General features: G+C 63.4%; 22 protein-coding genes and 1 riboswitch. Of the genes, 15 read left to right on the top strand and 7 right to left on the bottom strand.

What is annotated here, in order from left to right:
• The first annotated feature begins 6 nt into the window (after positions 1–6).
• From WFR25_RS23715 to WFR25_RS23705, 3 genes are all read left to right on the top strand, one after another.
• Positions 7–531: a DUF2271 domain-containing protein gene (locus tag WFR25_RS23715; protein WP_336974249.1), complete on the top strand. Its 525-nt coding sequence runs from the start codon at positions 7–9 to the stop codon at positions 529–531.
• A 12-nt stretch (positions 532–543) separates the two neighbouring features.
• Positions 544–1,434: a DUF4198 domain-containing protein gene (locus WFR25_RS23710; RefSeq protein ID WP_336974247.1), complete on the top strand. Its 891-nt coding sequence runs from the start codon at positions 544–546 to the stop codon at positions 1,432–1,434.
• A gap of 107 nt (positions 1,435–1,541) precedes the next feature.
• Entirely contained in the window at positions 1,542–2,414 is an 873-nt protein-coding gene (locus WFR25_RS23705; protein WP_336975026.1) for an FAD:protein FMN transferase, read from the top strand.
• A 32-nt stretch (positions 2,415–2,446) separates the two neighbouring features.
• Here WFR25_RS23705 and WFR25_RS23700 read toward each other — a convergent pair whose 3' ends face one another.
• The 3 genes from WFR25_RS23700 to WFR25_RS23690 all read right to left on the bottom strand — a co-directional run bounded on the left by WFR25_RS23700 (position 2,447) and on the right by WFR25_RS23690 (position 7,876).
• The gene (locus tag WFR25_RS23700) at positions 2,447–4,393 is read right to left on the bottom strand and encodes a TonB-dependent receptor plug domain-containing protein (RefSeq protein ID WP_336974246.1); all 1,947 of its coding nucleotides are present in this window, start codon (positions 4,391–4,393) and stop codon (positions 2,447–2,449) included.
• A gap of 175 nt (positions 4,394–4,568) precedes the next feature.
• Positions 4,569–4,820, bottom strand: a riboswitch (cobalamin riboswitch).
• A 179-nt stretch (positions 4,821–4,999) separates the two neighbouring features.
• Positions 5,000–7,447 carry a TonB-dependent receptor gene (locus WFR25_RS23695; protein WP_336974244.1) on the bottom strand — a complete coding sequence of 816 codons (2,448 nt, stop codon included), beginning with the start codon at positions 7,445–7,447 and terminating at the stop codon, positions 5,000–5,002.
• A gap of 105 nt (positions 7,448–7,552) precedes the next feature.
• Positions 7,553–7,876: a hypothetical protein gene (locus WFR25_RS23690; RefSeq protein WP_336974242.1), complete on the bottom strand. Its 324-nt coding sequence runs from the start codon at positions 7,874–7,876 to the stop codon at positions 7,553–7,555.
• 232 nt (positions 7,877–8,108) lie between these two features.
• Between WFR25_RS23690 and WFR25_RS23685 the strand changes: the two genes are divergently transcribed.
• The 11 genes from WFR25_RS23685 (at position 8,109) to WFR25_RS23635 (ending at position 19,971) form a co-directional block, all read left to right on the top strand.
• Positions 8,109–8,948 (top strand): IclR family transcriptional regulator, encoded by an 840-nt coding sequence (locus tag WFR25_RS23685; protein ID WP_336974241.1) that lies wholly within the window; start codon positions 8,109–8,111, stop codon positions 8,946–8,948.
• A gap of 122 nt (positions 8,949–9,070) precedes the next feature.
• On the top strand, positions 9,071–10,528 hold the full coding sequence (locus WFR25_RS23680; RefSeq protein WP_336974240.1) for an aldehyde dehydrogenase family protein: 1,458 nt from the start codon (positions 9,071–9,073) through the stop codon (positions 10,526–10,528).
• A gap of 1 nt (position 10,529) precedes the next feature.
• Positions 10,530–11,330, top strand: coding sequence for an SDR family NAD(P)-dependent oxidoreductase (locus WFR25_RS23675; RefSeq protein WP_336974239.1), 801 nt, complete (start codon positions 10,530–10,532; stop codon positions 11,328–11,330).
• A 17-nt stretch (positions 11,331–11,347) separates the two neighbouring features.
• The gene (locus WFR25_RS23670) at positions 11,348–12,085 is read left to right on the top strand and encodes an SDR family NAD(P)-dependent oxidoreductase (RefSeq protein ID WP_336974238.1); all 738 of its coding nucleotides are present in this window, start codon (positions 11,348–11,350) and stop codon (positions 12,083–12,085) included.
• Between the two features lie 10 nt (positions 12,086–12,095).
• Entirely contained in the window at positions 12,096–13,109 is a 1,014-nt protein-coding gene (locus WFR25_RS23665) for an NADP-dependent oxidoreductase (protein ID WP_336974236.1), read from the top strand.
• 4 nt (positions 13,110–13,113) lie between these two features.
• The gene (locus WFR25_RS23660; RefSeq protein ID WP_336974233.1) at positions 13,114–13,902 is read left to right on the top strand and encodes a tyrosine-protein phosphatase; all 789 of its coding nucleotides are present in this window, start codon (positions 13,114–13,116) and stop codon (positions 13,900–13,902) included.
• A 107-nt stretch (positions 13,903–14,009) separates the two neighbouring features.
• Complete coding sequence (locus tag WFR25_RS23655; RefSeq protein ID WP_336974231.1) at positions 14,010–15,710, top strand: MFS transporter; 1,701 nt, start codon at positions 14,010–14,012, stop codon at positions 15,708–15,710.
• 27 nt (positions 15,711–15,737) lie between these two features.
• Positions 15,738–17,021, top strand: a complete 1,284-nt coding sequence (locus WFR25_RS23650) for a cytochrome P450 (RefSeq protein ID WP_336974230.1) — start codon at positions 15,738–15,740, stop codon at positions 17,019–17,021.
• A gap of 1 nt (position 17,022) precedes the next feature.
• Complete coding sequence (locus WFR25_RS23645) at positions 17,023–17,436, top strand: Zn-ribbon domain-containing OB-fold protein (RefSeq protein WP_336974229.1); 414 nt, start codon at positions 17,023–17,025, stop codon at positions 17,434–17,436.
• Positions 17,437–18,606 (top strand): thiolase family protein, encoded by a 1,170-nt coding sequence (locus WFR25_RS23640; RefSeq protein ID WP_336974227.1) that lies wholly within the window; start codon positions 17,437–17,439, stop codon positions 18,604–18,606.
• Between the two features lie 138 nt (positions 18,607–18,744).
• Entirely contained in the window at positions 18,745–19,971 is a 1,227-nt protein-coding gene (locus WFR25_RS23635) for an amidohydrolase family protein (RefSeq protein ID WP_336974226.1), read from the top strand.
• A gap of 43 nt (positions 19,972–20,014) precedes the next feature.
• Here the strand turns inward: WFR25_RS23635 and WFR25_RS23630 are convergent, their stop codons facing one another.
• Genes WFR25_RS23630 through WFR25_RS23620 form a run of 3 tightly spaced genes read right to left on the bottom strand, consistent with a single transcriptional unit; the run spans position 20,015 to position 23,042 of the window.
• The gene (locus WFR25_RS23630; RefSeq protein WP_336974225.1) at positions 20,015–21,076 is read right to left on the bottom strand and encodes an aminoglycoside phosphotransferase family protein; all 1,062 of its coding nucleotides are present in this window, start codon (positions 21,074–21,076) and stop codon (positions 20,015–20,017) included.
• Between the two features lie 21 nt (positions 21,077–21,097).
• Positions 21,098–21,841, bottom strand: a complete 744-nt coding sequence (locus WFR25_RS23625; protein ID WP_336974223.1) for a dienelactone hydrolase family protein — start codon at positions 21,839–21,841, stop codon at positions 21,098–21,100.
• Positions 21,828–23,042 carry a CaiB/BaiF CoA transferase family protein gene (locus WFR25_RS23620; protein ID WP_336974221.1) on the bottom strand — a complete coding sequence of 405 codons (1,215 nt, stop codon included), beginning with the start codon at positions 23,040–23,042 and terminating at the stop codon, positions 21,828–21,830. Before WFR25_RS23620 ends, WFR25_RS23625 begins: the two co-directional genes overlap by 14 nt.
• 216 nt (positions 23,043–23,258) lie before the next feature.
• On the opposite strand from WFR25_RS23620, the gene WFR25_RS23615 reads away from it, so the two are divergent.
• Positions 23,259–24,800, top strand: coding sequence for a class I adenylate-forming enzyme family protein (locus WFR25_RS23615; RefSeq protein WP_336974219.1), 1,542 nt, complete (start codon positions 23,259–23,261; stop codon positions 24,798–24,800).
• A gap of 100 nt (positions 24,801–24,900) precedes the next feature.
• Here WFR25_RS23615 and WFR25_RS23610 read toward each other — a convergent pair whose 3' ends face one another.
• On the bottom strand, positions 24,901–25,710 hold the full coding sequence (locus WFR25_RS23610; protein WP_336974216.1) for an HpcH/HpaI aldolase/citrate lyase family protein: 810 nt from the start codon (positions 25,708–25,710) through the stop codon (positions 24,901–24,903).
• Between the last annotated feature and the right edge of the window lie 8 nt (positions 25,711–25,718).

Raw genomic sequence — 25,718 nt, 5'->3', positions numbered from 1 at the left:
AACCCGATGCAGATTGCCCATAAATTAGCGCTGACCGGTACCGCTGCGCTGGCCGCCGCCGCTGCGCCCGCCAGCGCCCAGACGATGACGCTCAGCGTCACCATCCCGCGTTTGTCCGTGGCCGAATATCATCGGCCCTATGTCGCCATCTGGCTGGAAAAGGAGGGCGCCGTCCCCCGCACCCTGTCGGTCTGGTATGATTATGACATGAAGAATGGCGAGGGTACTAAATGGCTACGCGATGTGCGCCAATGGTGGCGCGTGTCCGGGCGGACAATGAAGTTCCCCGCCGACGGCATCACCGGCGCGACCCGCGCGCCGGGTGAACAGAAACAAGTCTTCACGGTTGGCAAGGGGCCGCTCGGCGCCGTTGGTCCGGGCAATTATACGCTGGTGATCGAGGCTGCGCGGGAAGTGGGCGGGCGCGAATTGCTGCGCCTGCCGTTCACCTGGCCTGCGAAGCCCGGCGCGGTTGTGAAGGCCGCGGGTGCGAGTGAATTGGGGGCAGTCAGCCTCAGCTTCGGCAAATAAGGGGGAAATACCATGAAAACCCGTCTTCTGATCGCGAGCGCGCTTGCCGCTCTTCTCCTCCCCGGCGCGGCGCAGGCCCATCGCCAGTGGATGATGCCGTCCTCCACCGTCCTGTCGGGCACCGATAGCTGGGTGACGGTCGATGCCGCCGTCTCCAACGACCTGTTCTATTTCGAACATAACCCGATGCGGACCGACGGGATCAAGGCAACCGCGCCTGACGGGACGGAGGTCAAGATCGAGAATCCGGCGACGGGCAAATATCGTTCGACCTTCGACGTGCATCTGACCCAGCAGGGCACCTATCGTATCGCGTCGGTGTCGTCGGGCATCATGGGCAGCTATACGCTGAACGGCAAGCAGGTGCGGCTGCCGCGCGGTACGACCAAGGAAACGCTGGTTGCTGCTATCCCTGCGGGCGCGACCGATGTCCGCACATCGGAAGCCGCCAGCCGCAACGAGATTTTCGTGACGCTGGGCGCGCCCACTACCACGATCTTCAAGCCGACCGGCGTGGGCATCGAACTGGTGCCCGTCACCCATCCCAACGACCTGATCGCGGGGGAGGCGGCCAGCTTCCAGTTCCTGCTCGATGGGAAGCCCGCCGCTGACCTGGCGGTCACGGTGATCCCCGGCGGCATCCGCTATCGCGATGCGCTGAAGCAGATGGACCTCAAGACCGACAAGGCCGGCAAGTTGACCGTGACCTGGCCGGAACCGGGCATGTACTGGCTGAACGCATCGGTTGGTGGCGGTCGTGAAGGTGGTCCGGGCAGCCCCGGTGGCCCCGGTGGTCAGGGTGCTGCTGCGGGCGCTTCGCCAGCCCCGCGTCCTGCCGCGCCGGCCGGCCCGCCCGCGCGCCGCGCATCCTATGTCACGACGCTGGAAGTGCTCGCGCCCTGACCGTCGCATCGACCGGCTTGCGGGTCGCTATTCCGGCCGACCTGTCGCCCGACCAGTTTGCCGGGCGGATGCGCCATGGTCCCGTCGTTCGCCTTGCCGGGCTGACGATGGGCACCAGTTGGTCGGCGCAGCTTGTTGATCCGCCCTCTGACTGCCTTGAGGCGATCGAGGCTGTTCTGGCCCGCGTCATCGCCCAGATGAGCAACTGGGAAGTGGCATCGGACATCAGCCGTTTCAACCGGACGCTGGCGGGGGAATGGGTTGCGCTGCCCGAGGATCTGATGACGGTAATGCGCGCCGGGCTGGACATGGCCCGGATCAGCGACGGCGCCTTCGATCCCGCGATCGGCCATGCCGTGGAGGCGTGGGGTTTTGGCCCCTCACAGCGTATCGGTACTGCCCCCGTCGCGCCGGTCGCGCCGCCGTGGCGGACCATTGAACTGGCAGACGGAGAGGCGCGCCGCCTGCGGGATGTCGCGCTCGACCTGTCGGGTATTGCCAAGGGGTTTGCCGTCGACGCCATAGCTGACGCGCTGACGGCCATGGGTATCGTCAGTTTTCTGGTGGAGATTGGCGGCGAACTGCGCGGGGCGGGAGTGAAGCCCGACATGCAACCCTGGTGGGTGGATCTTGAATCGCCGCCCGGTCTGGCTCTGCCGGTCCTGCGCGTGGCGCTCTGCGGCCTGTCGGTCGCGACCTCGGGTGATTATCGCCGCTTCCGTCCTTCCGCCGATGGCCGCCTGTCGCACAGTATCGACCCAGCCAGCGGCGCGCCGATCGCCAATGACGTGGCCTCCGTGTCGGTCCTGCACCCGCAGGCGATGCTGGCCGACGCCTGGGCGACTGCCATCACTGTTCTTGGTCCCGACCGGGGCATGGCGCTCGCTACTCGCGAAGGGCTGGCTGCGTTGCTGATCCGGCGCGAAGGGGCGAGGGGGCGTGAATATATGACCCCCGCGCTCGCCGCGATGCTGGACTAGGGGGGAGAGCGCCCAGGCCCTCCCCGTCATCTTTAGAAGCGCACGCGCACACCGCCATAGGCTGCGCGACCCTGCGTGGCGAAGCTGAACACTTCCTCATACTGCTCGTCGGTCAGATTCTCGACCCGACCGAAGATCGCAATATTGTCCCGCAGCTTATATTCGGCGTTCAGGTTGACGAGCACATAGTCACGCAGGCTGACCCGAACCGGGATAAAGCTCGGATCAGTAAAGGCCACATCCTCCTGCCGCCCATTATAACGCAGCGTCAGCGTGCCCGAGAAGCGCTGGTCGGTGCTAAAGACGGTCGTGTTGAAGCTGCCGATATGCTTGGGCCGCCGGACTTCGACGATGCCATCCTCTCGGGCTTTCAGATAGGTATAGGCGGCGTCCAACCGGATCTGCGGGATCGGCCGTGCGCTGACGAAAACCTCCAGACCATGCTGTTTGGAGTCGGTGGTGCGATTGCCCGGCGTCGCGATGAAATCGGGTGCGGGGTAGGTTGTGTAAATCTCGTCCTTCAGCTTGCTGTCGAACCAGGTCGCGCCGATCGTCGCCTTGTCGCCACCGATGCTCTGTTCGATGCCGGCTTCCCAGCCTTGCGACTTTTCAGGCTTCAGGTTCGGGTTGCCGATATACTGGCCGTCGGTAAAGCCAAACAGTTCGAAATAGCCGGGATTCTTGACGCCCGTGCCATAGGCGCCACGGATGCGCGTGCCGGTGGCGAAGCGATAGCTGCCCTGCGCGCGCCATGTGGTGGTGTCGTCGAAGCGATTATTTTCATCCCGGCGTATCGAGGCGCCCAGCGAAAGCGCCTCGTCGACCAGCAGCTCATATTGCCCGACCAGACCGACATTGTCGGTGTGGCGCTTGCCCTGAAAGGCGAAGGGGGAGGGGGTGATGTTCTGGAACTGCTCGCGCTCGACATCGACGGCGGCGGTCAGGCGGTGGACGACCGTATCGGTGCCGAACTTCAGGCTGCTGGTGAACGATCCCTTATAGCGCTGCCCCTTGTCGCCATAATCGAGGCCGGACGCGATAAAGCCTTTGCGCGTTGTGTCAGCGATCTGGCCGGACAGCGCATTGGTCCAGCGACCATCAAGCGCCGTGAACTCGGCGCGCAACAGGCCGTAAAAACCTTCATTCTTCTGATAGGCGCCGGGGGTGTCGACGATGGTGCCGAACAGCGGGCTGGCCGGATCGCTCTCATTGTTGTTGGTGTCCACGTCGGTATAGCTGTAGCGGGCAACCCCGATCAGCTTGAAATTGTCAGAGGGGGACCAGATCAGCTTGGCGCTGAAGCCCGCATTGTCCGACCCGACGTCACGCGTGCCAAGGCGGGCGGTCGGCGTGCCGCGCGTGTGATAATAAGTCCCGGACACCGCGTAATCGAGGGTGCCTGCAACGCCCGCGGTGCGCGCGCTGCCGCTATAGGTGCCAAAGGAGCCCCCTTCCGCGCGGGCGCTGAACCCCGGCGCTTCGGCGCCTGTCAGGGTGATGTAATGAATGACGCCGCCAATGGCATCCGACCCATAGAGCGACGATTGCTGACCGCGCAGCACTTCTATCCGGGCCGCAGGGTCCGCGAGCAGCGTGCCGAAATCATATTCGCCCTGATAAGGGTCGGCCGCCTCGATCCCGTCGATCAGAACCAGCACATGGTTGCCCTCCGACCCGCGGATGCGCACCTGCGTCGGGCTGCCGATCGCGCCGCTACGGCTGATCGCCAGGCCGGGCACGTCGCGCAATATGTCGGACACGATGCGCGTCTGGCGATTGTCGAGCGTCTGTGCCTCAAGCACCGTCACCGATGCGCCGAGCTGACTCACTGGCACGCCCTCGCCCGATCGGGAGGCGGTGATGACGATTGGTTCGCCCGCATAGCCCATCGGGAGTTGGTTGGGATCAGCCTGGGCAAAGGCGGGTGTCGCCACTGCTATGGCCAAAAGCGACACGAAACTGGTCTTGAACATGGTCATTCCCCCGCGCCTGAGCATGAGGCGGCGGGGCGTGCCGATCAGGGTTGATCGGTCGATGCGCGAAGACGGGTGGGCGCTTGTCGCCCGACACCACGCACTGATGCGGCCCCGGCCGCACAGGTTCGTCGCTCAGACGGAGAAAGACCGTGCCATGACCATCCCCTGGACCAAGGCAAGAGCGACCGGTGCGCTGGCAGGTCTCCTGGCTCATGGGTCATCGCCTGATGCACGGCCTTCCCAGGCTCTGGATGCTGCTGCATCGTCCGGCCCAGTGGCTGGCGAAATGACCTTTCCGGTCTTTCACCCCTATGCATCACGCTCGCCATTTACAGTTGCAGGGACAGCCTCGGATCAGGACAGCACAGGCCATCCGCACCGCGTTCCCATTTTAAACCCCTTGCGGAGTACCGGCGCGATCATGCCCGCTCGATCGGAAAAACCGGCGAGCAGGCAAACGGGCCGTTAATTGAGATTGGCTAACTGCGCAAGGACCGCGATGCCCGGCAGCATGGCGACGAGACATCCACGCACTCGGGCTGGCGGGCTGGCGGGCTGGCGGGCTTGCAGGGGACCAGGCCTCAATGACGCACGGCCTGGCCGATCCTTCTAACCTCCAAAGGCATAGCGTAGGCGCAGGCCGTACATACGCGGCTGACCGTACAGATAGGACACGAAGCCGCCGGAGGCGTGCATGTCATTCACTGCGACGGCGTAGCGCTTGTTGGTGACATTGGTCGCAAATAGCGACAGGTCGATCGGGCTGCCGGCGACCTCACGCCAGTTCAGATTGAAATTGAGCAACTCGTAAGAGGGTAGCGTGCCGTAGGTCGTGCTGAAAATGACCTGCTTGTCGATATAGCTGTAGGTTGCCGAGACTGACACGTCCCCGACGCTTTCAGGAAGTGGCAGCGTGTACGTGCCGGTGAGTGAAAGTTTATGCTTGGGGGTGTAGGGGGCGGGTTGTCCGGGGTTGATCGGAATGAACCCGTCATAGGGACTATCGGCGGGGAAGGTGGGGGTTACGGTCGTTTTCAGCTTCGCATCGATATAGGCATAGCTTGCATCGATGCGAAAGCCGGCGACCGGACCAAGGCTTGTTTCGACCTCGACCCCTTTCAACCGCGATTGCCCGATATTGACGATGGCGTTGTTCGGCGGCGCCGAGCCGCGCGCTGGCGAGGATGTGAGGCCAAGGGCTATCTGCTGGTTCGACAGATCGTTGTAGAAGCCCGCAAGGTTCAGATTGCCGGGAACAGCGCCGTGCCAACTCGCTTTCACGCCGATCTCATAGGCCTCCACCTTTTCTGGATCATAGGTGGTGAAACCACCCGCCGCGAGCGGATTGACGCTGCCCTGCCGATAGCCGCGCGCATATTTGGCGTAGATGAGGAAGTCATCCATGGGCGTATAGTCCAGCCCCAGCAGCCATGTGGGCGCGTCGCTCCTTTGGACGGGTCTGTCGAGGCACTGGTTGAGGCTGGTGATCGGAGGATTGCCTGCCGGGCGCAACGTGGGATTGGCGCAGCGGCCGACGGGCGCCGATCCGGCCGGGAACAGGAACTGGGCGTTCAGCGCGCGTGCCCGCGAAACGTCCCAGGTGTAGCGGAACCCGCCGGTCAGTTTCAGATGGTCTGTCAGGCTGTAGGAGGCCTGACCATAGAGCGCGTAATTGTGGAAAGAGGCGCGGAAGCGCTGGATCGTAAGCGAGCCTGTCGTGCCGGGGAAGTTCGCGCATTGAAAGGCGAACCTGTCTGTGCAGATCAGCCGTGTCGCGGCATAGATGCTGTTGTCGCCCAGCGGATTGCTAAGCTCCAGATAACCGCCCGCCTGCCAGTTCAGCTTGCCGCCAAAACCGCGTCCCTGAAACTGCAATTCCTCGGTGACGTTCTCCTGATCGGCGAGCGAGCCGCCCGGCGGCGCGAAGGATGTGTTGAACGAGCCATGCGCGCCGGTCAGAGCGCCGCCCGCGACCACGGCGCCTGTTCGCGGGTTGGTCTGCGACGGGGGGACGATCGCATCGACGCCAAAGAAGTCCGACCGGATACGGTTATAGAATTGCGAGTAGCTGGCGATGTTCTTGACCGTAAGCTGGTCGGTCGCCTGCCAGGTCGTCGTGTTGATGATCTGCCATTGGCGCACCAGGCTGAGCGGGTCGGCGACGGCGGATTGGACCGCGAATTTGCTCTGGCCCCGTTGTCGATCGATCTGATCGCAAATCGGTTGGCCTTGCGGAAAAATGGCGTTGTTGCAGGCCGATACCTGGGGCAATTGCCCGTTGGTGCTGGAATGGAGATAGGAAAGGATGGTGTAGTTTTCGAGATTGGGCGTCAGGTCGATGACCAGGCTGGCGCGCAGCGCCCAGTAATCGAGATCGGCGAAATCATCCGGCCCGATGCCCGAAATATTCTTCATATAACCGTCGCGGACCTGCCGGTCGAAGCCGATCCGCAGGCGAGCAGTGTCGCCCAGGGGTGTGTTGATAACCCCTTGCAACCGCCGCAGGTCATAATTGCCGACCGATCCTTCCACATAACCCTCAAAATCCTCGCCGGGACGCCGGGGGACCAGCAGGACTGCGCCGCCGGTGGTGTTGCGACCGAACAGAGTGCCCTGCGGACCTTTCAACACCTGGACGTTCTGAAGGTCGAAGAAGGAACCAGGACCAGCGCCATCGCCACTGCCGATGGACGCAGTACCGCCGCGTGGCGCCACGACATCGGCGAAATAGATGCCCACCGATGCCGTAGTGCGCGATTCCTGCGAAAAGCCGCGGATGGCGAAACTCGCATTGTCGGTGCCAAAACGGCTATTGGCGCTGAGCGAGGGCGTATAGGTCGCCAGATCGTTACCGCTGTTGATGTTCCGGTTGTCGAGTTGCCCTTGATTGAACACGGTGATGGAGATCGGCACATCCTGTAGCCGTTCCTCGACCCGCCGCGCGGTCACGATGATGTCCGTCGGGTCGCCGCCGGTCTGTGCAGCGGATGATGCACCAGTTCCCAGCGCGATCATGGATGCGGATGCCCACAGTGTGGACGCCAATAGCTTGGTCATTACCTCTCCCATTTTTGATTTGGCCCTTGGTGGGCCGCCGGCTTTCCGGCCTGGTTTGAAGCTGGTGGGGCGGTCGGCCTCAGCCGGACCGCCCCGCAGACGGTGTCAGTCGTCGCCGCTGATCTGGATGGCCCAGATATGGGCAGAGCGCTCCCGATCCATGGTCGGATGCGCCGGGCCGACCTCGGTTGCCAGGCGTTTGGAAACGGCCACGAGGTCGTCGGTGTCGATCTCATAAGCGGTGACGTAGGGCCATGCTTCCATGCCCGGTAGGTTGCCGCGCACGACCTGATAGCGTCGCGCGCTTTTGACAGCGTCGATCTTGCGGAAGTCCGGCATGTGGACATCCTCATACCAGCGATTGCAGCGTTCCTCGTCGCCTTCGCCGGATGTCGGGCCGTTCAGAGCCAGCATGAGATATTTGGCCAAAGCGCTCTCCCTATCGCTTGTTCCATGCGAACCCTTTTTGATTCTGCCGCCGGAAATGTCGGGATATGCGTAACATTGTGAATGATATGTCACAATAGCGAAAATATAGTCAAAAAATAGGATCGCCCTTCGGTGCTTGGTTCATGATTGTCGAGAATGCCTTGAGAGGGGCCTTGACCGCGTGGCGCGCGCGCTCCTAAGTCCAGTCAATTCGAAATAGTGAACAGGAAATATGACCCGTTCTTCTCCTGGCGTCGCGCGTGTGGTGGCCATCCTCAATTTCATGGCCGAACATCCCGGCGAATCTTTCACCCTGACGGATTTCGTGCGGGCGCTGAAGCTGAGCCGGGCGACCTGCCATGCCCTGCTCGCCGGGCTTGTGGAGGCCAATTATCTTTATCGGACCAGCGACAAAAGCTATGTGCTCGGTCCCGCGCTGATCGCTGTCGGCCGGGTCGCGGACGAGCATCTCTCCCCGGTTCGCATCGCCCTGCCGGAAATGCGCGTTCTGGCGGATGAATATGACGCGGTCTGCACGGCTGTGTTTCGGGAGGGCAATGAAATCATCGTCCGGGAACGGGCCGCCTCGCGCTCCAATCTGGGCTGGTCGGTGCCGCGCGGCACGCGATTGCCGCTGAAACCCCCGGCCGGTACCAATTGGGTGAGCTGGTCGCCTCAGGCCGATGCAGATGCGTTTATCGACTCCACTTTGCCGGGCGTCTCGAAGGAATATCGCGAGGAACTTCACGCGGGTATCCGCCTTACGCGCGAACTGGGCTTTCAGATCATTCTGAGAACGTCGGATGAGCAGCGGGGATCGATCGGCTGGCTGTTTGACGAACCCGATGCCGTCGCCGGAATCAGCGTCGCCACCACATTGGACGAGGCGGAAACCTATCCGCTCGCGTCCCTCGCCGCGCCGGTGTTCGACGCGCAAAAGCAGGTCGCGTTCGTACTCGTGCTAAGCGGCCTGGGCGGTTCCTACAGCGGCGCGCAGATCATGCAGATTGGCCGCCGACTGCGTGACGCGGGGCATCGCCTCACCGATTTTCTGGCAGGCCGCCAACCCTGATTTTCAGGGGACAATAGGCTTTACGCTTTTCCTGATAACGGATCGCCATTGACGGCAGGAGCAGTTTCGCCTTACTTGTTATATATCGAATAAATATTCGAAATAACGAATAAGGATGAAATATGGAGGGAGGGTTTGTCGAGGGCCGCCATGTTGCGGGGTTGGGAGCGCCATTTACGGTCGAAAATCCATCGACCGGCAGCGTGATCAAGACTCTGAGCGGCATGTCCCTGCGGCAAGTCGGGGAAGCGATCAGTTCTGCGCGCCGGGCATTTGATTCAGGTATCTGGAGCGACCTGCCGATTGCGGCGCGCGCAGAGACGTTGCGACGCTATGTCGCGGGGCTGGAGGCGCGGGCGGACCGGATCATCGACCTTGTCGCTCTGGAAGCAGGCTGCCCGCGTTTTACGCCGTCCATGCGGAGCCAGGTCCAGACGCCACTCGCCCAGGCGTACCAGATCATCGATCTGGCACTGGCGCTGCCAGACTATGAGGATAACCCGTTGCCGATCAGCGAGCGGGTGAACCCGATGGGGCAACCCTATCAGAGCCTGCGCCAGTATACGCCGATCGGTGTGGTCGCTGCCATAGCGGCCTATAATTTCCCTTTTCTGACGGCGCTGTGGAAGGTCATGCCCGCGCTGATCACCGGCAATATGGTGGTCCTGCGGCCAAGCCCGCTCACGCCTCTGTCCGCGGTGGTCTTCGGCGAAGCCGCCGACGAAGCCGGGCTGCCGCCGGGCGTGCTCAATATTGTCGTGGAGGGCGGGATCGAAGGGGCGCAATTGCTCACGACCCACGCGGATGTCGATATGGTGGCGTTCACCGGGTCGACCGCTGTGGGCGTGCAGGTGATGCAGCAGGCAGCAGCGACGATGAAGCGCCTGCAACTCGAACTGGGTGGCAAGTCGGCGCAGATTTTCCTGCCCGATGCCATCGACAAGGTCGTGCCCGTCATGATTGGCGCATGCACCGCCCATGCGGGGCAGGGCTGCGCGCTGGGCACCCGCATCTTCGTGCCGGAGGCGGACAAGCCCGCGATCGTGGAGAAGATCAAGGCTGCATTCGCTGCCATCCGCATCGGCGGGGCTGATGACCTTACGACCCAGTTGGGGCCGGTTATCTCGGCCGCGCAACGTGCGCGTTGCGAACATTTCGTTGCGCTTGCGGTGGAGAGTGGCGGGACCATCGTTACGGGCGGTCGGCGTCCGGACAGCCCGGAAGGCGGCTTTTTCTTCGAGCCGACCGTGCTTGATCTGCCCGACAATGCGAACCCTGCGGCGCAGGAGGAGATATTCGGGCCGGTGCTCTGCATCATCGGTTATCGCGACCTCGATCATGCGGTGCAGATGGCGAACGACTCCCGCTACGGGCTGTCTGGCTACGTTTTTGGCGCGGATCGGCGCAAGGCGCTGGAGGTCGCGTTGCGGATCAAGAGCGGCACGGTCAATGTGAACGGCGCGATGATGAGCAGCTATGTTTCGGCCGGCGGCCAGCGGATGAGCGGCGTCGGGCGTGAGCGGGGCGTCGAGGGCATCCGCCTTTACCAGCAACTTAGCTGCATCAACATGGGGGCATGACATGAAGGGACTGATCGAAGGCAAGGTTGCCGTGATCACGGGTGCGGGATCGGGGGTAGGACAGGCGGCGGCGCTGCTCTTCACTCGCCATGGCGCGCGCGTCGTGGTGGCCGACATCGATGCCGCCCGCGCCGACGAAACGGTAGCGATGATCCATGTCGAGGGCGGCGAAGCCTGTGCCGCGCGTTGCAATGTAGCGGATGAAATCGATGTCGAACGACTGATCACGCTTGCGGTCGTCACCTATGGGCGGCTCGATATCCTGTATAATAATGCGGGCATCACCGTCATGGGATCGCCGGGGAAGGGACCAAAACCGCTTGTCGAGACGACCGCCGAGGAAATCACGGCGGTGCAGGCGGTGAACGTCAATGGCGTACTTTATGGGTGCAAGGCTGCCATCGCGGTATTTGCGCAGCAAGGCGGTGGCGGGGCGATCATAAACACGGCGTCGGTGGCTGGACTGATCGGCTATGGCGGGGTGGCCTATGGGGCGACCAAGGGCGCTGTCGTCGGGCTGACCCGGACGCTGGCGATGGAGGTTGCTGCGCAGGGCATAAGGATCAATTCGGTGTGCCCGGCGGGCATGCCTACCCGCTATGGCGGCATGGATTCGACCGGTCCCAATGCCGATCGCGTGCGCCAAAGCATGGGGGCCGCGCATCCGCTGGGTTGTGCGATCGACCCGATGGATTGCGCCAACGCCGCGCTGTTCCTGGTGTCCGATCTCGCCGCCAATATAACAGGCGTGAATTTGCCGGTCGATGGTGGCCTTTCGGCGGGCGTTCCGCTGCGCCGATGACGCAAGACGATCGCCCGATGATGTTGATAACCGGCGGAACCGGCTCGATCGGGCGAGAGATCGCAGCCCAGGCGCTGGAGGCTGGCTGGCGTGTGGTGGTTCATGGCCGCACGCAGGACAGCGTCGACACGGTGATTAAAGGGTTCACCCGGCAGCCCACGGACATGGTCGGTTATGCCGGGAACGCGTTTGCAGAAGGTGCCGTGCCGTCGATCGTGGAACGCGCCGCTTCCAGTTTCGGTCGGATCGATGCCGTGGTCGATTGCGTGACGGGCGGCCCGCCCGGCGTGGTCGGACGCTTCGTCGACACCGATCCTGCGGGTTATCCGTGCCTGCTGGATGCATCGGTCGCCCATATCCAGCGGCTGGCCCATGCCGCCTTGCCCTGGCTGGCGCGGCGAGGCGGAACATTGATTGCCTTCGCCTCCGATGCCGGGCGTTTCGCGGCGCCGGGGCAGGCGGCGATCGGCGCGTCGCGGGCGGGGATTATGGGCTTTGTCCGCAACCTCGCGATGGACGCCGCGCAGGATGGTGTCCGGGTTCATTGCATAGCGCCGGGCTTCGTCGAAGGCAGCGCCAGCTTGGTACGGACAGAGGCGCGCGCGCCTGATCGGGTCGCCAAAGCGAGGATGCGTGCGGGCCTTGGCCTGCCGACGCCTGCGGACATCGCGCCGCTGGTCCTGTTCCTGTGTGGCGATGGAGCGCGCAAGGTCACAGGCCAGATCATCAGCGTGAATGGTGGATTGAACGCATGAGGGAATGTCGATGAAACAGGTTGTGTTGCGGGCCTATCCGAAGGGCGCGCCCAGCGTCGGGGACTTTGCGGTCGAAACCGCCGCGATTCCCAAACCGGCGGCAGGCGAGGTGCTGCTCAAGACCTACTGGCTTTCGCTCGATCCGCTGATCCGTTTTTCGCTGGATGAGCGGCGGCTGACGGGTCGGGCGCAGGTACGGCCGGGCGAAGTTCTCTATGGCGGAGCGGTGTCGCGGGTCGAGGCATCCAATGCCGAAGACTTCGCCATCGGTGATTGGGTGGAGGGGCGGACGGGTTGGCGCGAATTTGCGGCAATCGACCCCACCGCCGTGCCGCTGCGCAAGATTGATGCAGTCGCCGCACCGCCATCTTCCGCGTTGGGTTTGCTGGGTATGCCAGGGCAGACGGCGCATGCCTGCATGATCGAGATAGGTCGGGTGAAGGCGGGCGAGACGGTGGTGATCTCTGCTGCGGCGGGAGCGGTCGGCACGATCGCGGGGCAGATCGGTAAGCTGCTCGGCGCCAAGGTTGTGGGCATTGCCGGTGGGGCCGCCAAATGCCGCGCGGTCGAGGCGCTCGGCTTCGATGTCTGTGTCGATTACAAGGCTGACGATTATGCCGAGCAGCTCGCTGCCGCCTGCGCCGGAGGGATCGACGTCTATGTCGAGAATGTCGGCGGGGCGGTGACGCAGGCGGTGCTGCCGCTGCTCAAATATCAGGCGCGCATGCCGGTCTGCGGTTTCATCGCTTATTATGGCCTGGGGCTGGAAGGGCCGGGGCCGGACCGGCTGCCCGGCTTCATGCGGACCATCATGTCCAGGGGACTGGAGGTGCGCGGTTTCGGTGGGGCTATGGTGGCCGGGCAGAAAGCGCTTGACGATCTCGCGCGCTGGCATGGCGAGGGGAAGATCAAGCTGACCGAGACGGTGGTCGAGGGGCTGGACGAGGCACCCGCTGCTTTTGCTGGCATTTTCAGCGGCAATGCGAATGTGGGCAAACTCGTCGTCCGCGTCGCCGCGGATTGATGCCGTGACGTTGGCCGATACTGAAAGCGTCTGCGCGCAGGCCGTTCCGCTCGCAGGCGGGCGCAATTTTCGTGATCTGGGCGGTTATCGCGGAATGGATGGGCGGGCGGTGCGCCGGGGTCTGCTGTATCGTTCGGGGAGTCTGGCGGGAGTGACGCCCGAGGGGCTTGGAACGCTGCGCGCATTGGGCGTTGTGGGGCTTTGCGACCTGCGGACGACGCGGGAACGACTGACCGAACCGGTGGACTGGCACGCGGCGCTGGGCCTGTCTTATTGGTCGCGCGATTATGAAACGAGCTTTGGGGAACTCAGGCGCCTGATGGCGTCGGACCTGCCCGATGCAGAGGCGGCGCAGGCGGCGATGCTGGAAGGCTATCGACGTCTGCCGTTCGAACAGGCGCCAGCCTATCGCGAACTGTTCCGGCGACTGCATGACGGCGAGGTGCCGCTGATCTTCAATTGTTCGGCGGGCAAGGATCGGGCGGGAACCGCTGCGGCGCTGATCCTGACCGCGCTCGGCGTACCCCGCGAGACGGTGCTGGCCGACTTTGCCCTGACCGACCGCATGGGCAATCTGGAGCGGCTGATGGCTCGGCCCGCAGCCGAAGGGAGCCTGCTGGCACGCCAGTCGCCCGAAGTCGTGCGCGCGATCCTGAGTGCCGATCCCCAGTATATGGCGACGGCGCTGGATCTGGTCGCGCCCGACGCGCGGGCATTTGAGGATTATCTGGAGGGCGTGCTGGGGGTCGACCGAAACCGACTGGACGTCATCAGGAAGCGACTGCTCGCCTGATCCGCACGGCAACCGTGCTTGACATGAAGTTCTATATATGGATAAAAATGTCGAAATAACGAATTATAAAGATGGATCGTCGGTGTCGACGGCTTAGGGAGAATAGGATGTCAGAGCGCTCAGGCGATGAAGGCGGTCCGATGGTTGGCGGTGTCGTGGCCCTGCCTTTGGAAGGCGCGGGGCATTTCACGGCTGCGTCTGGTGTGGCGCGGGGTACGGGCCTGCCAAAGACCGAGAGCGCGGTGGTTGAGAAGGCCACGCCCTATGCCTTTTACGTACTCGCCGTCCTGACGATTGCGGGCCTGCTCAACTTTCTGGATCGCCTGATCCTCTCCATCCTGGCGCAGAGCATCAAGGTCGACCTCCAATTGACTGACGCGCAGCTTGGCTTCCTGCTCGGCACCGGCTTTGCCGTTTTCTATTCGGTGGTCGGCATTGCGATGGGCCGGATTGCCGACGTGCTCAGCCGGACGCGGCTGATGGCGACGGGATTGGCCACCTGGTCGATCATGACCGCCGCCGGGGCGGGGGCGACCAGTTTCGCTGGGCTGGGCGCGGCGCGGATCGGCGTCGGTGTGGGAGAGGCCACCGCGAACCCCTGTTCACACTCGCTGATTTCCGACTATTTTCCGGCGCGTAACCGGGCTGCCGCGCTCGGCACCTATGTGGCGGGCGCCTATCTGGGGGGCGCCGCCGCGCTCGTGCTGGGGGGCTATATTCTTCAGCATTGGGGCAGCATGTGCGCGGGCGTGCCGGGCGATTTCGCCTGTGGTATCAAGGGCTGGCAGGCGGCGCTGCTGATCGTCGGCCTGCCCGGACTACCGCTCGCGATCCTCGTCGCGACATTGCGGGAGCCGCATCGCCCCGGCAAGGAGGAAGTGCCGCTCGGACGCTTGCTCATTCGGGAGTTCGGCGCGGCAATCCCGCCCTTCACCCTTGTCAGCCTCTATCGTACTGGCAATCGGCAGGCGCTGACCGCCAATCTGTTGCTGATTGCACTGCTGGTCGGGCTTGCGGTCGGGCTGATCGTGCTGACAGGGGATGTGGCCCAGTGGAGCGCGATTGCGCTGGGTGCCTATGCGATCATCACCTGGGGGCAGGCGCAGAAGTTGCGCGATCTGCCCTTTTATCGGCTGACCTTCGGCTGTCCGACCTATGTGCTGGCTATGCTCGGCGGGGCGATGGTTGCCTGCGCGACTGGCGCGGTGAATGCCTGGTCGGCGGCCTATGCCATTCGCGAGCTGCATATGTCGCCTGCCTCGGCCGGCGGCACGCTTGGCCTTATCATGGCGTCGACCAGCGCCCTGGGGGTGATCGGCGGTGGCTGGCTGGCCGATCGGTGGAAGCAGAGTGATCCGCGCGCGCCGCTCTGGATCGCGGCGATCAGCATGACCGGGACGCTCCCTGCACTCGCCATGATGTTGAGCGCCACCACGCCGCAGGGTTTTCTGCCCGGCTTTGCTATCTTTGCGCTGTTCACTTCGGGATGGGCCGGGGCCTTTGCCGCGATGATCCAGGATCTGGTGCTGCCCAGGATGCGGGGTGGCGCGGCGTCCGCCTTTGCGCTCGTCAACATCGTCATTTCCGCAGGGGCCGGACCCTATTGGGTGGGCAAGGTCAGCACTCTGACCGGATCGCTCGCCTGGGGAATGATCAGTGTCCAACTGCTCGCGCCGGTCGCCTTTGTGCTGCTGTACCTGGCCGGCCGCCGCCTGCGCCATGAAACAGCCGCAGGGCGGCTGGCCCGCGCCGAGGCGGCTGGCGAGAAAATTGCGGGGCTGGCCCCGATCCCGACTTCACCTGCCTGAAGGGCAAAGATACGCAAGAGGACTGTAATGGCCGATGTTCTGACCCGCGACGATCCGCTTTACGAGCAGCTCTATGACGTTCGCCGTGAAGCGATGGAGATGGGTAATCTGGTCGAGGAGGACATGAACCCGAAGCTGTCCGCGCTGCGCGATCGGGCGGAAGTGCATAAAGGATCGCTGAGAGCGTTGCTCGGTCTGCCCGAAGTCAAGCGCCACAAGGTCGGCTTGGGGCGGCAAAGCTATACGGTGCTGAGCTTTGCGGCGTGCGAAAAGGTCTTTCGGGAAAATGGCCGTTTTTCGTCAAGCATCATCCATCATCCGAACCCGACCAACGAACAAATGATGGGCATCCTGGAAATGGATGGGTTGCAGCATCTGGCCTATCGCAAGACGTTGCAGCCGATGTTCATCAAGCCGCGCACGCTGACCTGGTGGCGTCAGCGCTGGATCAACGAGATTGTCGAGACGCTGATCGCCCGCTTGCAGACACAGGATCGCGCCGAACTAAACCTGGAATATTGCGCACGCGTGCCCGTCCATACCGTAACCCGCGCGATCGGCATGGAGGGGGATGATGCGCTGATATTCCGCAATGCGCTGATCCGCAGCAGTGAAGTCGGCCACATCCCGCCGGAGATCCGGGCGGAAGCGTCGGAAACCGTCTGGCGGATGCTGGCCGAATTGATTGCCAGCCGCCGCGCTGATCCGGGCGACGATGTCGTGTCGAAGCTGATCGAGGCGACGGTGCAATTGCCGGATGGCTCCGAACGACCGCTCAACGATCGCGAGATCGCAATCAACAGTCGCCTCGTGATGGTTGCGGGCGGCGGAACGTCCTGGCGGCAGTTCGGGATTACGCTGTGGGCATTGTTAACCCGGCGCGATCAACTGGACGCGGTGAAGGCGGACCGGGCGCTGGTCGATGCGGCGATCGAGGAATCGGTGCGCTGGAACGTGACCGCGCCAGTGTTCAGCCGGTTGGTGACGGAGGATTCTGAACTGGGCGGCGTCGTCATCCCGGCCGGGTCGGTTGTCGAACTGTGCACGGGCGCAGCCAATCGTGATCCCGTCCGCTGGGACGATCCCGATGATTATGATCTTCACCGTCCGCTCAAGCCGCATCTGGGCTTTGGCATCGGCCAGCATCAGTGTCTGGGCATGAATGTGGCGCGCAGCGAGATCAATGTCGGCATCAACGCGCTGCTCGACGCCTTTCCCGACATCCGGCTCGATCCCGACCAGCCCGCGCCTTTCCTGACTGGCGGGCTGGAACAGCGCGGCATGTCGGCCATTCCAGTGCTGCTGCGCTGACATGGCCGCCGCGGTCCCGCGCCAGTTGCCCGCCGTCGAAAAGGATTCGGGTTTCTATTGGCGCGCGGGCGAAATGGGGATGCTGCTGATCCAGCGCTGTGCCTGTGGGCGGTATCAGCATCCGCCGCTGCCGCGCTGCGCCGACTGTGGCGGCGATGCGCTGGCGCCTGCACCGGTTTCGGGCCGGGCGAGAGTAGCCACATTCACGGTCAATCATCAACCTTGGCGTCCGGGGCTGGCTGTCCCCTATGTCTTTGCCGTGGTGGAACTGGAGGAACAGGCCGAGCTATATGCCATGACGAACATCGTGGATTGCGCGCCGGAGGCTGTGAGCATCGGGTTGTCTGTCGAGGTGCAGTTCGAGCGCCATGAAGATGTGTGGCTGCCGATGTTCCGACCGCGTGGGACCGATTAAATGGTGCATGCGGAAAAGCAGGTCTGCATCACAGGCGCAGGCCAGTCTGCGGTCGGGCGTCCCTCGCCGCGCAGCGCGTTGCAACTGACACTTGATGCCTGTGATGCGGCGATCGCGGACGCTGGCCTGACCCTCGCCGAGATAGACGGGCTGACCACCTATCCCGGACCGACCGGCGACGGTGGCGGCTTTTCCCCGGTTGGCGCGACAGAGGTGATGCTGGCATCGGGCATGAAACCGGTCTGGGTCGGTGCCTCGATCGAGGGGCATGGGCATATGAGCGCGATCTTCAGCGCGATTCAGGCCATCGCATCGGGCCTATGCCGCCATGTGCTGATATTCCGCACCGTGGCCGAAGCGACAGCGCGCGCCACGCCGCGTGGCGGCGGCAGTCTGCCGACCCGCGCTACACGCGGCAATATGTGGTCCGCGCCGTTCAACGCCCTTTCCCCGGCCAATCTCTATGCGCTCTACGCGCAGGCCTATTGCGCCAAATATGGCGCATCGGCAGTGCAGCTCGGCGCGATCGCGGTCAACAGCCGCCATATGGCGAGCCTCAATCCCAACGCGATCTACCGGACGCCGATCAGCATTGAGGACTATCTTGAATCTCGTATCATTTCCTCGCCGCTGCGGCTGTACGATTGCGACACCCATATCGACGGATCGACCGCGATCCTGTTGTCGCGGCGAGACATTGCGATGGACATGGCGCGCACCCCGATTGAGATCGAGGCGATGGGCATGTCGCTGGGCGGGCTGGGTATCGGCCGCCATGTCGGCGATTTCACGCAATTGCCTGCGGACGGCGCGGGGGAGATGCTGTGGTCGCGCACCGATCTCAAACCCCGCGATGTCGATGTCGCGCAAATCTATGATGGCTTCTCGATCCTGACCCTGTTGTGGATGGAGAGTCTTGGCCTGTGCGGGCGAGGAGAGGCGGCGCAGTTCGTCGAAGGCGGCACTCGGATCGGGCTGAACGGGGAATTGTCGCTCAATACCAGTGGCGGGCAACTCTCTGCCGGGCGTTTTCATGGCTATGGCCACACCTATGAGGCGTGCCTCCAGCTTTGGGGCAAGGGTGGGGCGCGGCAAGTGAAAGACGCGCGAACCTGCCTCGTCGCCAATGGCGGCTATGGCTATGGGGCGCTCCTGCTCAAGCGCGGCTGATGCCGCCCCGATGCGACGGACGCGGGGCATTTCTTCTTTGATCGACATGGCTTGACAATGCGGCCTGACGCGCAGAAAATTCATATAACAGAATATAATGTCGAAATAGTGAATTTAATTTTCGAGAGGAGGACTGACATGGCCCTGAACGAACTTACCCAGACCCACCCCGCCCAGCCAGGAGAGGGAGGCAGCCAGACGGCGTCCCAGAACGCAAGGGGCCCACTGATAGATGCCGATGCGCATCTCGATCCACCTTATGAAATGTGGAAGGATTATCTGCCCGCGCATCTCCGTGACCAGGCGCCCTATATCGAGGAGGGCGAGGAGCATGACTGGATCGTGTTCGAGGGCAATCGTCGCGCGGTCAAGCAGTTGAACAACACGGCGGGCAAGGCGGGCAAAGACTTCAAGATGAACGTCAAGCGCTCGGAGATGCGGGCGGCCTGGCTGCCCGAGCAACGTTTGGCAGACATGGATCAAGATGGTGTCGAGGCGGCGGTGATATTTGGCGGGGGTCCGCTGGGAACGAAGAATAGCGAACTCTATATCGCCAGTTTCGAAACCTATAATCGCTGGCTGTGGGATTTTTGCGGGACCGATCGCAAGCGCCTTCAGGGCGTGGCCTATCTGCCGATGCGTGATGTTGAAGAGACGATCGGACTGATGCGGCAGGCGGCGAAGCTGGGGTTCCGCACGGTCAATATTCCCGCTTTCCCCCAATCGGCAGATGGCATCAGCACATCGGCGACCGTAAAAGCGATTTCATCAGGGCAGGGCGCCGCGCTTACGGGCAATCCGACGGGCGAGCGTTCCTATCGCGATCCTGAGTTCGAGCGCTTTTGGGCCGAGGTGTGCGAGCTGGACCTGACCGTTACCGTCCATCTGGGCGCGCGCGTGCCGCGTTTTGGCGAGAAGGCGCATTTCCTGCCCGACATGCTGATGAGCAAGCTGTCGATGGCGGAGCCGATCGCGGTGCTGATCTTCGGCGGCGTTTTCCATCGCTTTCCCAAGCTGCGCTTCGTGACGGTGGAAAGCGGCGTGGGCTGGTTCGCCTGGGCGGCGGAATATATGGACCGCACCTGGGAACGGCAGCGCTTCTGGACCGATAGCCCGATCACCGAGCCGCCAAGCCACTTCATGGAGCAGAATGTCTATGGCTCCTTCATTCAGGACCGGATCGGCATAATGCAGCGCGACTGGAAGGGGGGACGTAACATCATGTGGTCGTCCGACTATCCCCATTCCGAAACATCATGGCCGGAATCGCATCAGGTCGTCGCGCGCGACTTTGCGGGCGTGCCGGACAAGGACATCCATGAGATCGTCTATGCCCGCGCCAAGCGCGTATATCAGATTGGTTGAACCGATGACGGAGCGGCGAGAAGGTGCCGCTCCGTCACCCCCCTTACAGGCCTAGCAGCGTATAGGTGTCGTGCCGCTCGATCCCGGCGCCTAGCCGCTGGACGAAGATATCGACGATCTGCGGGTCAACCCGTGTCGTGATCGCCCAGTGATAATAGCCGTAAATCTGTGCCGCCCGGTAATCGTCCCAGGCCTGCCCCGCGTCGGGCACGATCCCGCCATGCGCGCGCACCCGGTCGAGATACTGGACCAGCAGCGCCCGTTCTTCGTGCGCGGCAATCTCTTCGGGCAGGACGGCGGCGATATGATAGGCGACATCCTGCGCCCAGTTGCCGCGCTGGATCAACTGCCAGTCGGTAAGGCCCGGCCCTTCTTCCGTCAGGTAGAAATTGCCCGCATGACAATCGCCATGCAGGATGGTCATCGGCGCGTTGGCGAAGCGGCGTTCGAGTCGCTTCATACCCTCCAGCAGCAGCGCTGCGTCACTGGTGCGCGCATTCAGCCGGGCGCAGCGCGGACCGTCCATCAGCGCCTGCAATTGTGGCGCGGAAAAGTGCGGGCTGGTGGCGAGGTAGGGCAGGCGCGACGGAATCCAGTCATTGTCGGCAAGCAGCGCGGAGGCCGCATGCAGGCGCGCAATCTGGTCGAGGCTCTGTTCGGCCAACGATGGAGTGAACGGATCAAGCGCGGAGCAGAAGCGGGCGCCCGCGTCGATCAGATCCTCCATGATAAGCAGCGCGCTGCTGCCATCCTGGCCGATGACCGCGATGGTGCGGGGCACGCGCAGCGACACATGGGGGGCGATGCGGGCGTAGAATTCCGCTTCGCGCACCGCAGTCGCACCCGCCATCCGCGCCTTGCCGGCGCTCAGCATCGCCTTCAGGCAGAAGCGATGAGTCTTGTCGGGATCGTTGGCGAAACGGGCGCCAAAGCGCACCTTGGCCGCAACCGTCTCGAAATTGTCGATGTCGCCGACCCAGATCACCGCCGCGCCGCCGGACACCGGCGCAAGCGCGGCCTGCAACCAGACGGGATCGAGCGCATCGGCCAGTTCGACCGGCACCGCCAGATCCCGCTCGACGCTTCGTTCCATGTTCCCCAGCATTCAGTCTCTCCTATATATATATTATTTCAGCAGTGCGTCGAAGAAGGCCAGCGTCTGCGACCAGGACAGGCGGTCGAGCAGAGGATCATAGTGAACGCCGGGCACATGACTCATGCCGTCCGCTTCCTCGTCCGAAAAGCCGTGCCAGCCCTTGCTATAAAGGGTGACATGATGATCGACGCCGGCCGCGGTCATTTCCTGCCGTAAGGCTTCGATATCGGCGGGTGGTGCATAGGGATCATGCGCGCCGGTCAGGATCAGCAGCTTTGCCTTTACCGTCCCGGCATCCGCCGGGGCATGGGTCATCAGCAACCCATGAAGGCTGACCCCAGCGCGCAGGTCGGCGCCGCTGCGCGCCAGTTCGAGCACGCAGCGACCGCCAAGGCAAAATCCGACCGCGCCGATCCGTTCGGGGTCCACCTGATCCAGCCCGCGAAGCGCTTCGAAACCCGCGATCGCGCGCGCCCGCAGGCGCGATGGCTCCTGCATGAGCGGCGCCACCATCGCGCCGGCCTGCTTGGGATCGGCGAAGAAAGCGCCCTCGCCATAGAGGTCGGCGGCCAGTGCGACATAGCCGATATCCGCCAGCGTCTGCGCGCGCCGGGCGGTGCCGTCGCCCAGTCCGCGCGCATCATGCATCACCAATATGGCAGGGTGCGGCCCCGGACCAGCGGGCCGTGCCAGCCGGCCCCTGAGCATCACGCCTTCATCGGCATAGTCGACCGGCGTGAGATCGCCCCTGTCAATGGGATCAGAAGACGACATCGGCGATCTTCAGGTCGATGATATCTTCATCGCTATAGCCCAGCGTCGTCAATATGGCCTCGCTGTCCGCGCCGAGCGTGGGGGCCGGGCGGGCGTCCAGCGGGTTTCCGTCGAACTGCACCGGCGTGCTGACCATCGGCATGATCCGTCCCTCTCCATAGTCGACGGGCTGGATGTAGCGATTGGCCATGACCTGCGCATCCTGGCACAGCTCGCCGACGTCCTGCACCACGTCCCACTGCCCGTCCTGCCGCGACAGGATGTCGCGCCATTGGGCAAGGGTCTTCTGACCGAACAGGGCATCGAGTTCATCGACGCAGGCAGCAACGTTGCGGCTTCGGTCGGCGTCGGTCGTAAAGCGCGGATCGGCGGCCAGATCGGGGCGATCGGCCGCACCGCAAAAGGCCGCCCAGTAGCGCTGGCCCTGCAACATGCACAGCGCGACATAGCGGTCATCGCGGGTGCGGTAGCTGTTGACCAGCGGATTGCTGACCTGATTGCGGCGGACGCGCGGCGACTTGCCGCCACCATCCAGCGTCGCCTGGCTGATCGACCGCTGCATCTGCCACATGCCGGTGGCCAGCAGCGAAACGTCCACCACCGATGCATGGCCCGTCATGAGGCGCTGCGCGATCGCTGCGGCGACACCGCCAGCGAGCATGGCGGCGGCGGTCGTATCACCGAAAGCTGGACCCGGCGGCTGCACCGGATAGTCTGCATCATCGGCGGTCAGGGACGAGGCGATACCCGCCCGTGCCCAATAGGAAATGGAATCATATCCGCCCTTGTCCGCTTCTGGCCCTTGCGCGCCGACGCCGCTGCCCAGAGCATAGATGATGTTGGGGTAGCGCGCTCTGATCTGCTCGACCGAGATTCCCATCCGTCGTCGGGCTGGGGGCAACAGGTTGGTCAGCAGGACATCGGCGTCCTCCAGCAAGCGATACAATATGTCCTTTCCGGCATCTTGCCGAAGGTCCAGCGTAATGCTGCGCTTGCCGCGATTATAGCTTTCCCAGGACAGGATGAAGCCATGATCGCCGGGCTTCGACGCGCCAACGCGCAGGCCGCGTAGCGGATCGCCGGTCGGCGGTTCGACCTTGATGACCGTCGCACCCATGTCCGACAACATGCCGCCCGCTGCCGGCACGAAGGCCCACATCGCGACCTCGACGATTCTGATGCCGCTCAACGGTCCTTCCATTACCCACTCCTTATGGCCGACGGTTCGGTGGCCCGGCGCCGTGACGCGCGCATATCCAACGATCCAGAAGGCCTCATATTTATTCGCTATACAGAATTATTTTTCACGTTATGACTCATTCGTCAAGGCCGCATCGTCGTCCCCCAGTCAATATGGATGGTGCTACAAGCGGATCGCGACCAGGATACACCGCGCAGAAGGTGAAGGAAGATGAGGGTGTCGAACCAGAGCATGGATCGCGCGGCCGATCGAGAGGCCGTTGCCGATAGGGGGGAGAGCGCCCCGTCGTTGCCGGATCTGGCGAAGCGCGCGTTGGCGCGTGATCCGGCGAGAAGGGCGATCGAGTTCGAAGGGGTGTGGCATGACTGGGGCGCGGTGCGCCAGCTTGCTGACAGCGTTACGGACCTGATCAACGCGGCCGGTGTTGCGCCCGATGCGGCGATCGGCCTGGTAGCGCGTAGCCGCCCGGAAATGGTTGCGGCGCTCATTGGCCTTGTCGCGGCGGGGCGGACGATCCAGATGATCTACGCTTTCCAGTCCCCCACGGTCATTGCGCGCGATATTCGGGCGTTGAAGCCCGGTGTGGTCATCGTCGTCGCCCAGGATATGACGGACGCGCTGGATTGCGTGTTGGCCGAGCAGGGCATAGCGGGGATCGTGCTGGATGCCATGGCGGCCCATGCGGCCCCCGGCCACGCGCAATCGCGGATCAAGGATGTGGCGGTCCATGATATGCCGCAGATCGAGGTTTTGACCAGCGGCACGACCGGACCGCCCAAGCGCTTTCCGATTTCGTTCGATATGATGGCGCGCCATTATATGGGTAACAGGATGATGGGTGCGCGCCACGATGATGTGGAAGCCGGGCCGCCCTTTCTCCTCTTCTATCCGCTTGGTAATATATCGGGCATCTATTCGACGCTTCCGACGATGTTGCGCGGACAACCGGTGATGCTGCTTGATCGCTTCTCGCTGGAGGCGTGGCATGATTTCGTGCTGCGCTACCGGCCCACGGCCAGCGGCATACCGCCCTCGGCCTTTCGCATGCTGCTGGACGCGGATATCCCGCGAGAGGATTTGGCATCGCTCAAGGCTATGGCCAGCGGGGCGGCACCGCTCGACCCTTCGGTGCAGCGCGCGTTTGAGGCGCGCTACGGCATCCCGGTCCTCATGTCTTATGGAGCGACCGAATTTGGCGGACCGGTTGCGGCGATGACGCTGGAACTGGTCGAGCAATTTGACGGGGCCAAGCTGGGATCGGTCGGCCGGCCGCTGCCGGGCGCGCGATTGCAGGTCGTTGATCCCGTTACGGACGCGCTCTTGCCCGCTGGATGTGAGGGGCTGCTGGAGGTGTCCACGCCACGTATCGGCCAGGAATGGATCAGGACATCCGACATCGCCGTCATCGATGCGGACGGATTCCTGTTCATCCGCGGGCGGGCCGATGGCGCAATCATGCGAGGCGGTTTCAAGCTGCTGCCCGAAACGATCGAGCGCGCGCTGCTCGAACATCCCGCGATTGGCGCTGCGGCCGTGGTGGGTGTCGCGGACACTCGCCTGGGGCAGGTGCCAGGGGCTGCGATACAGCGCAAGGCCGGTGCAGCGCCGCTGAGTGCAGCCGAAGCGGAAGCGCATTTACGCAACCATGTGCCCGCCACCCACATTCCCGTGCATTGGCGCATGGTCGATGATCTTCCGAAAAACCCCTCGATGAAGATTGATCGACCGGCTGTGGCGAAGCTGTTTACAGGCGATTGAAACTGCCATCCCATGCAAGGCTATGGTGCTCTTGGCACGCGACCCTGGCAACAACTGGTGGATTTGCTCTGACTGAGCCGGCCTATCGCTGGCCAGACGGTTACACCATCCGTCTTGCCCAGCGGATCATCGCAATATCGATCATCTTGCCGTCAAGCACGCCGACTCCATCAGGCGCCGCTGCGATGATGCGTGAAGCCAGTTCCCGCTCGCTGGCCGAGGCGTGAAAATGGTGGCTGATGACCTCAAGCTGGGCTGGGTGGATCGCTGCCTTACCAATGAAGCCGAAGGCACGCGCCTGGCTGCATTCAGCTTCCAAAGCATCGGAATCGTCGATGGCGAAGCAGGGGGAATCGATCGCGGGCATGGCGCCAGATGCTGCAGCGTTAGCGATGGTGGCGCGGGCGAAATCGGGCCGGAATGGGCCGACCTGCTGACCAAGGTCGGCCGCATAGTCCGCGGCGCCGAACATCAGGCCTGCCAGTCGTGGCGTCGATGCAGCGATCGTGGCGGCATGGGCTACGCCACGGGCGGATTCGACGAGGGCGAGCAACTGCGCCCTTGAACCGCAATCGGTCAGAATATCGGCGGCGATGACAAAATCCGCATCATCCTCTGCCTTGGGCAGCAGGATATAATCGGGCGCGTTGGCGAGGCGGGCGAGGGCGATCAGATCCTCCAGCCCGATCGCGCGCCGCAAGGAATTGATCCGCACGGCGATCCGTTGCCTGATGACCGGGACGGTTTCGAGGAAGGCTGCGACATTCTGACGGGCTTGCAGCTTGTTGTCCTCCGCCACGGCATCCTCCAGATCCAGAATCAGGGCGTCGGTGATGGTCGCGACGGCCTTGGCGAAGCGATCCGGGCGCGATCCGGGCGTGAACAGCCAGCTACGGGGGAAGGCGGTCATGCGGTCCG

Source organism: Sphingobium aromaticiconvertens, from assembly GCF_037154075.1.
GTDB classification, from domain to species: domain Bacteria; phylum Pseudomonadota; class Alphaproteobacteria; order Sphingomonadales; family Sphingomonadaceae; genus Sphingobium; species Sphingobium aromaticiconvertens.
This window is presented reverse-complemented; position numbering and strand designations above follow the sequence as displayed.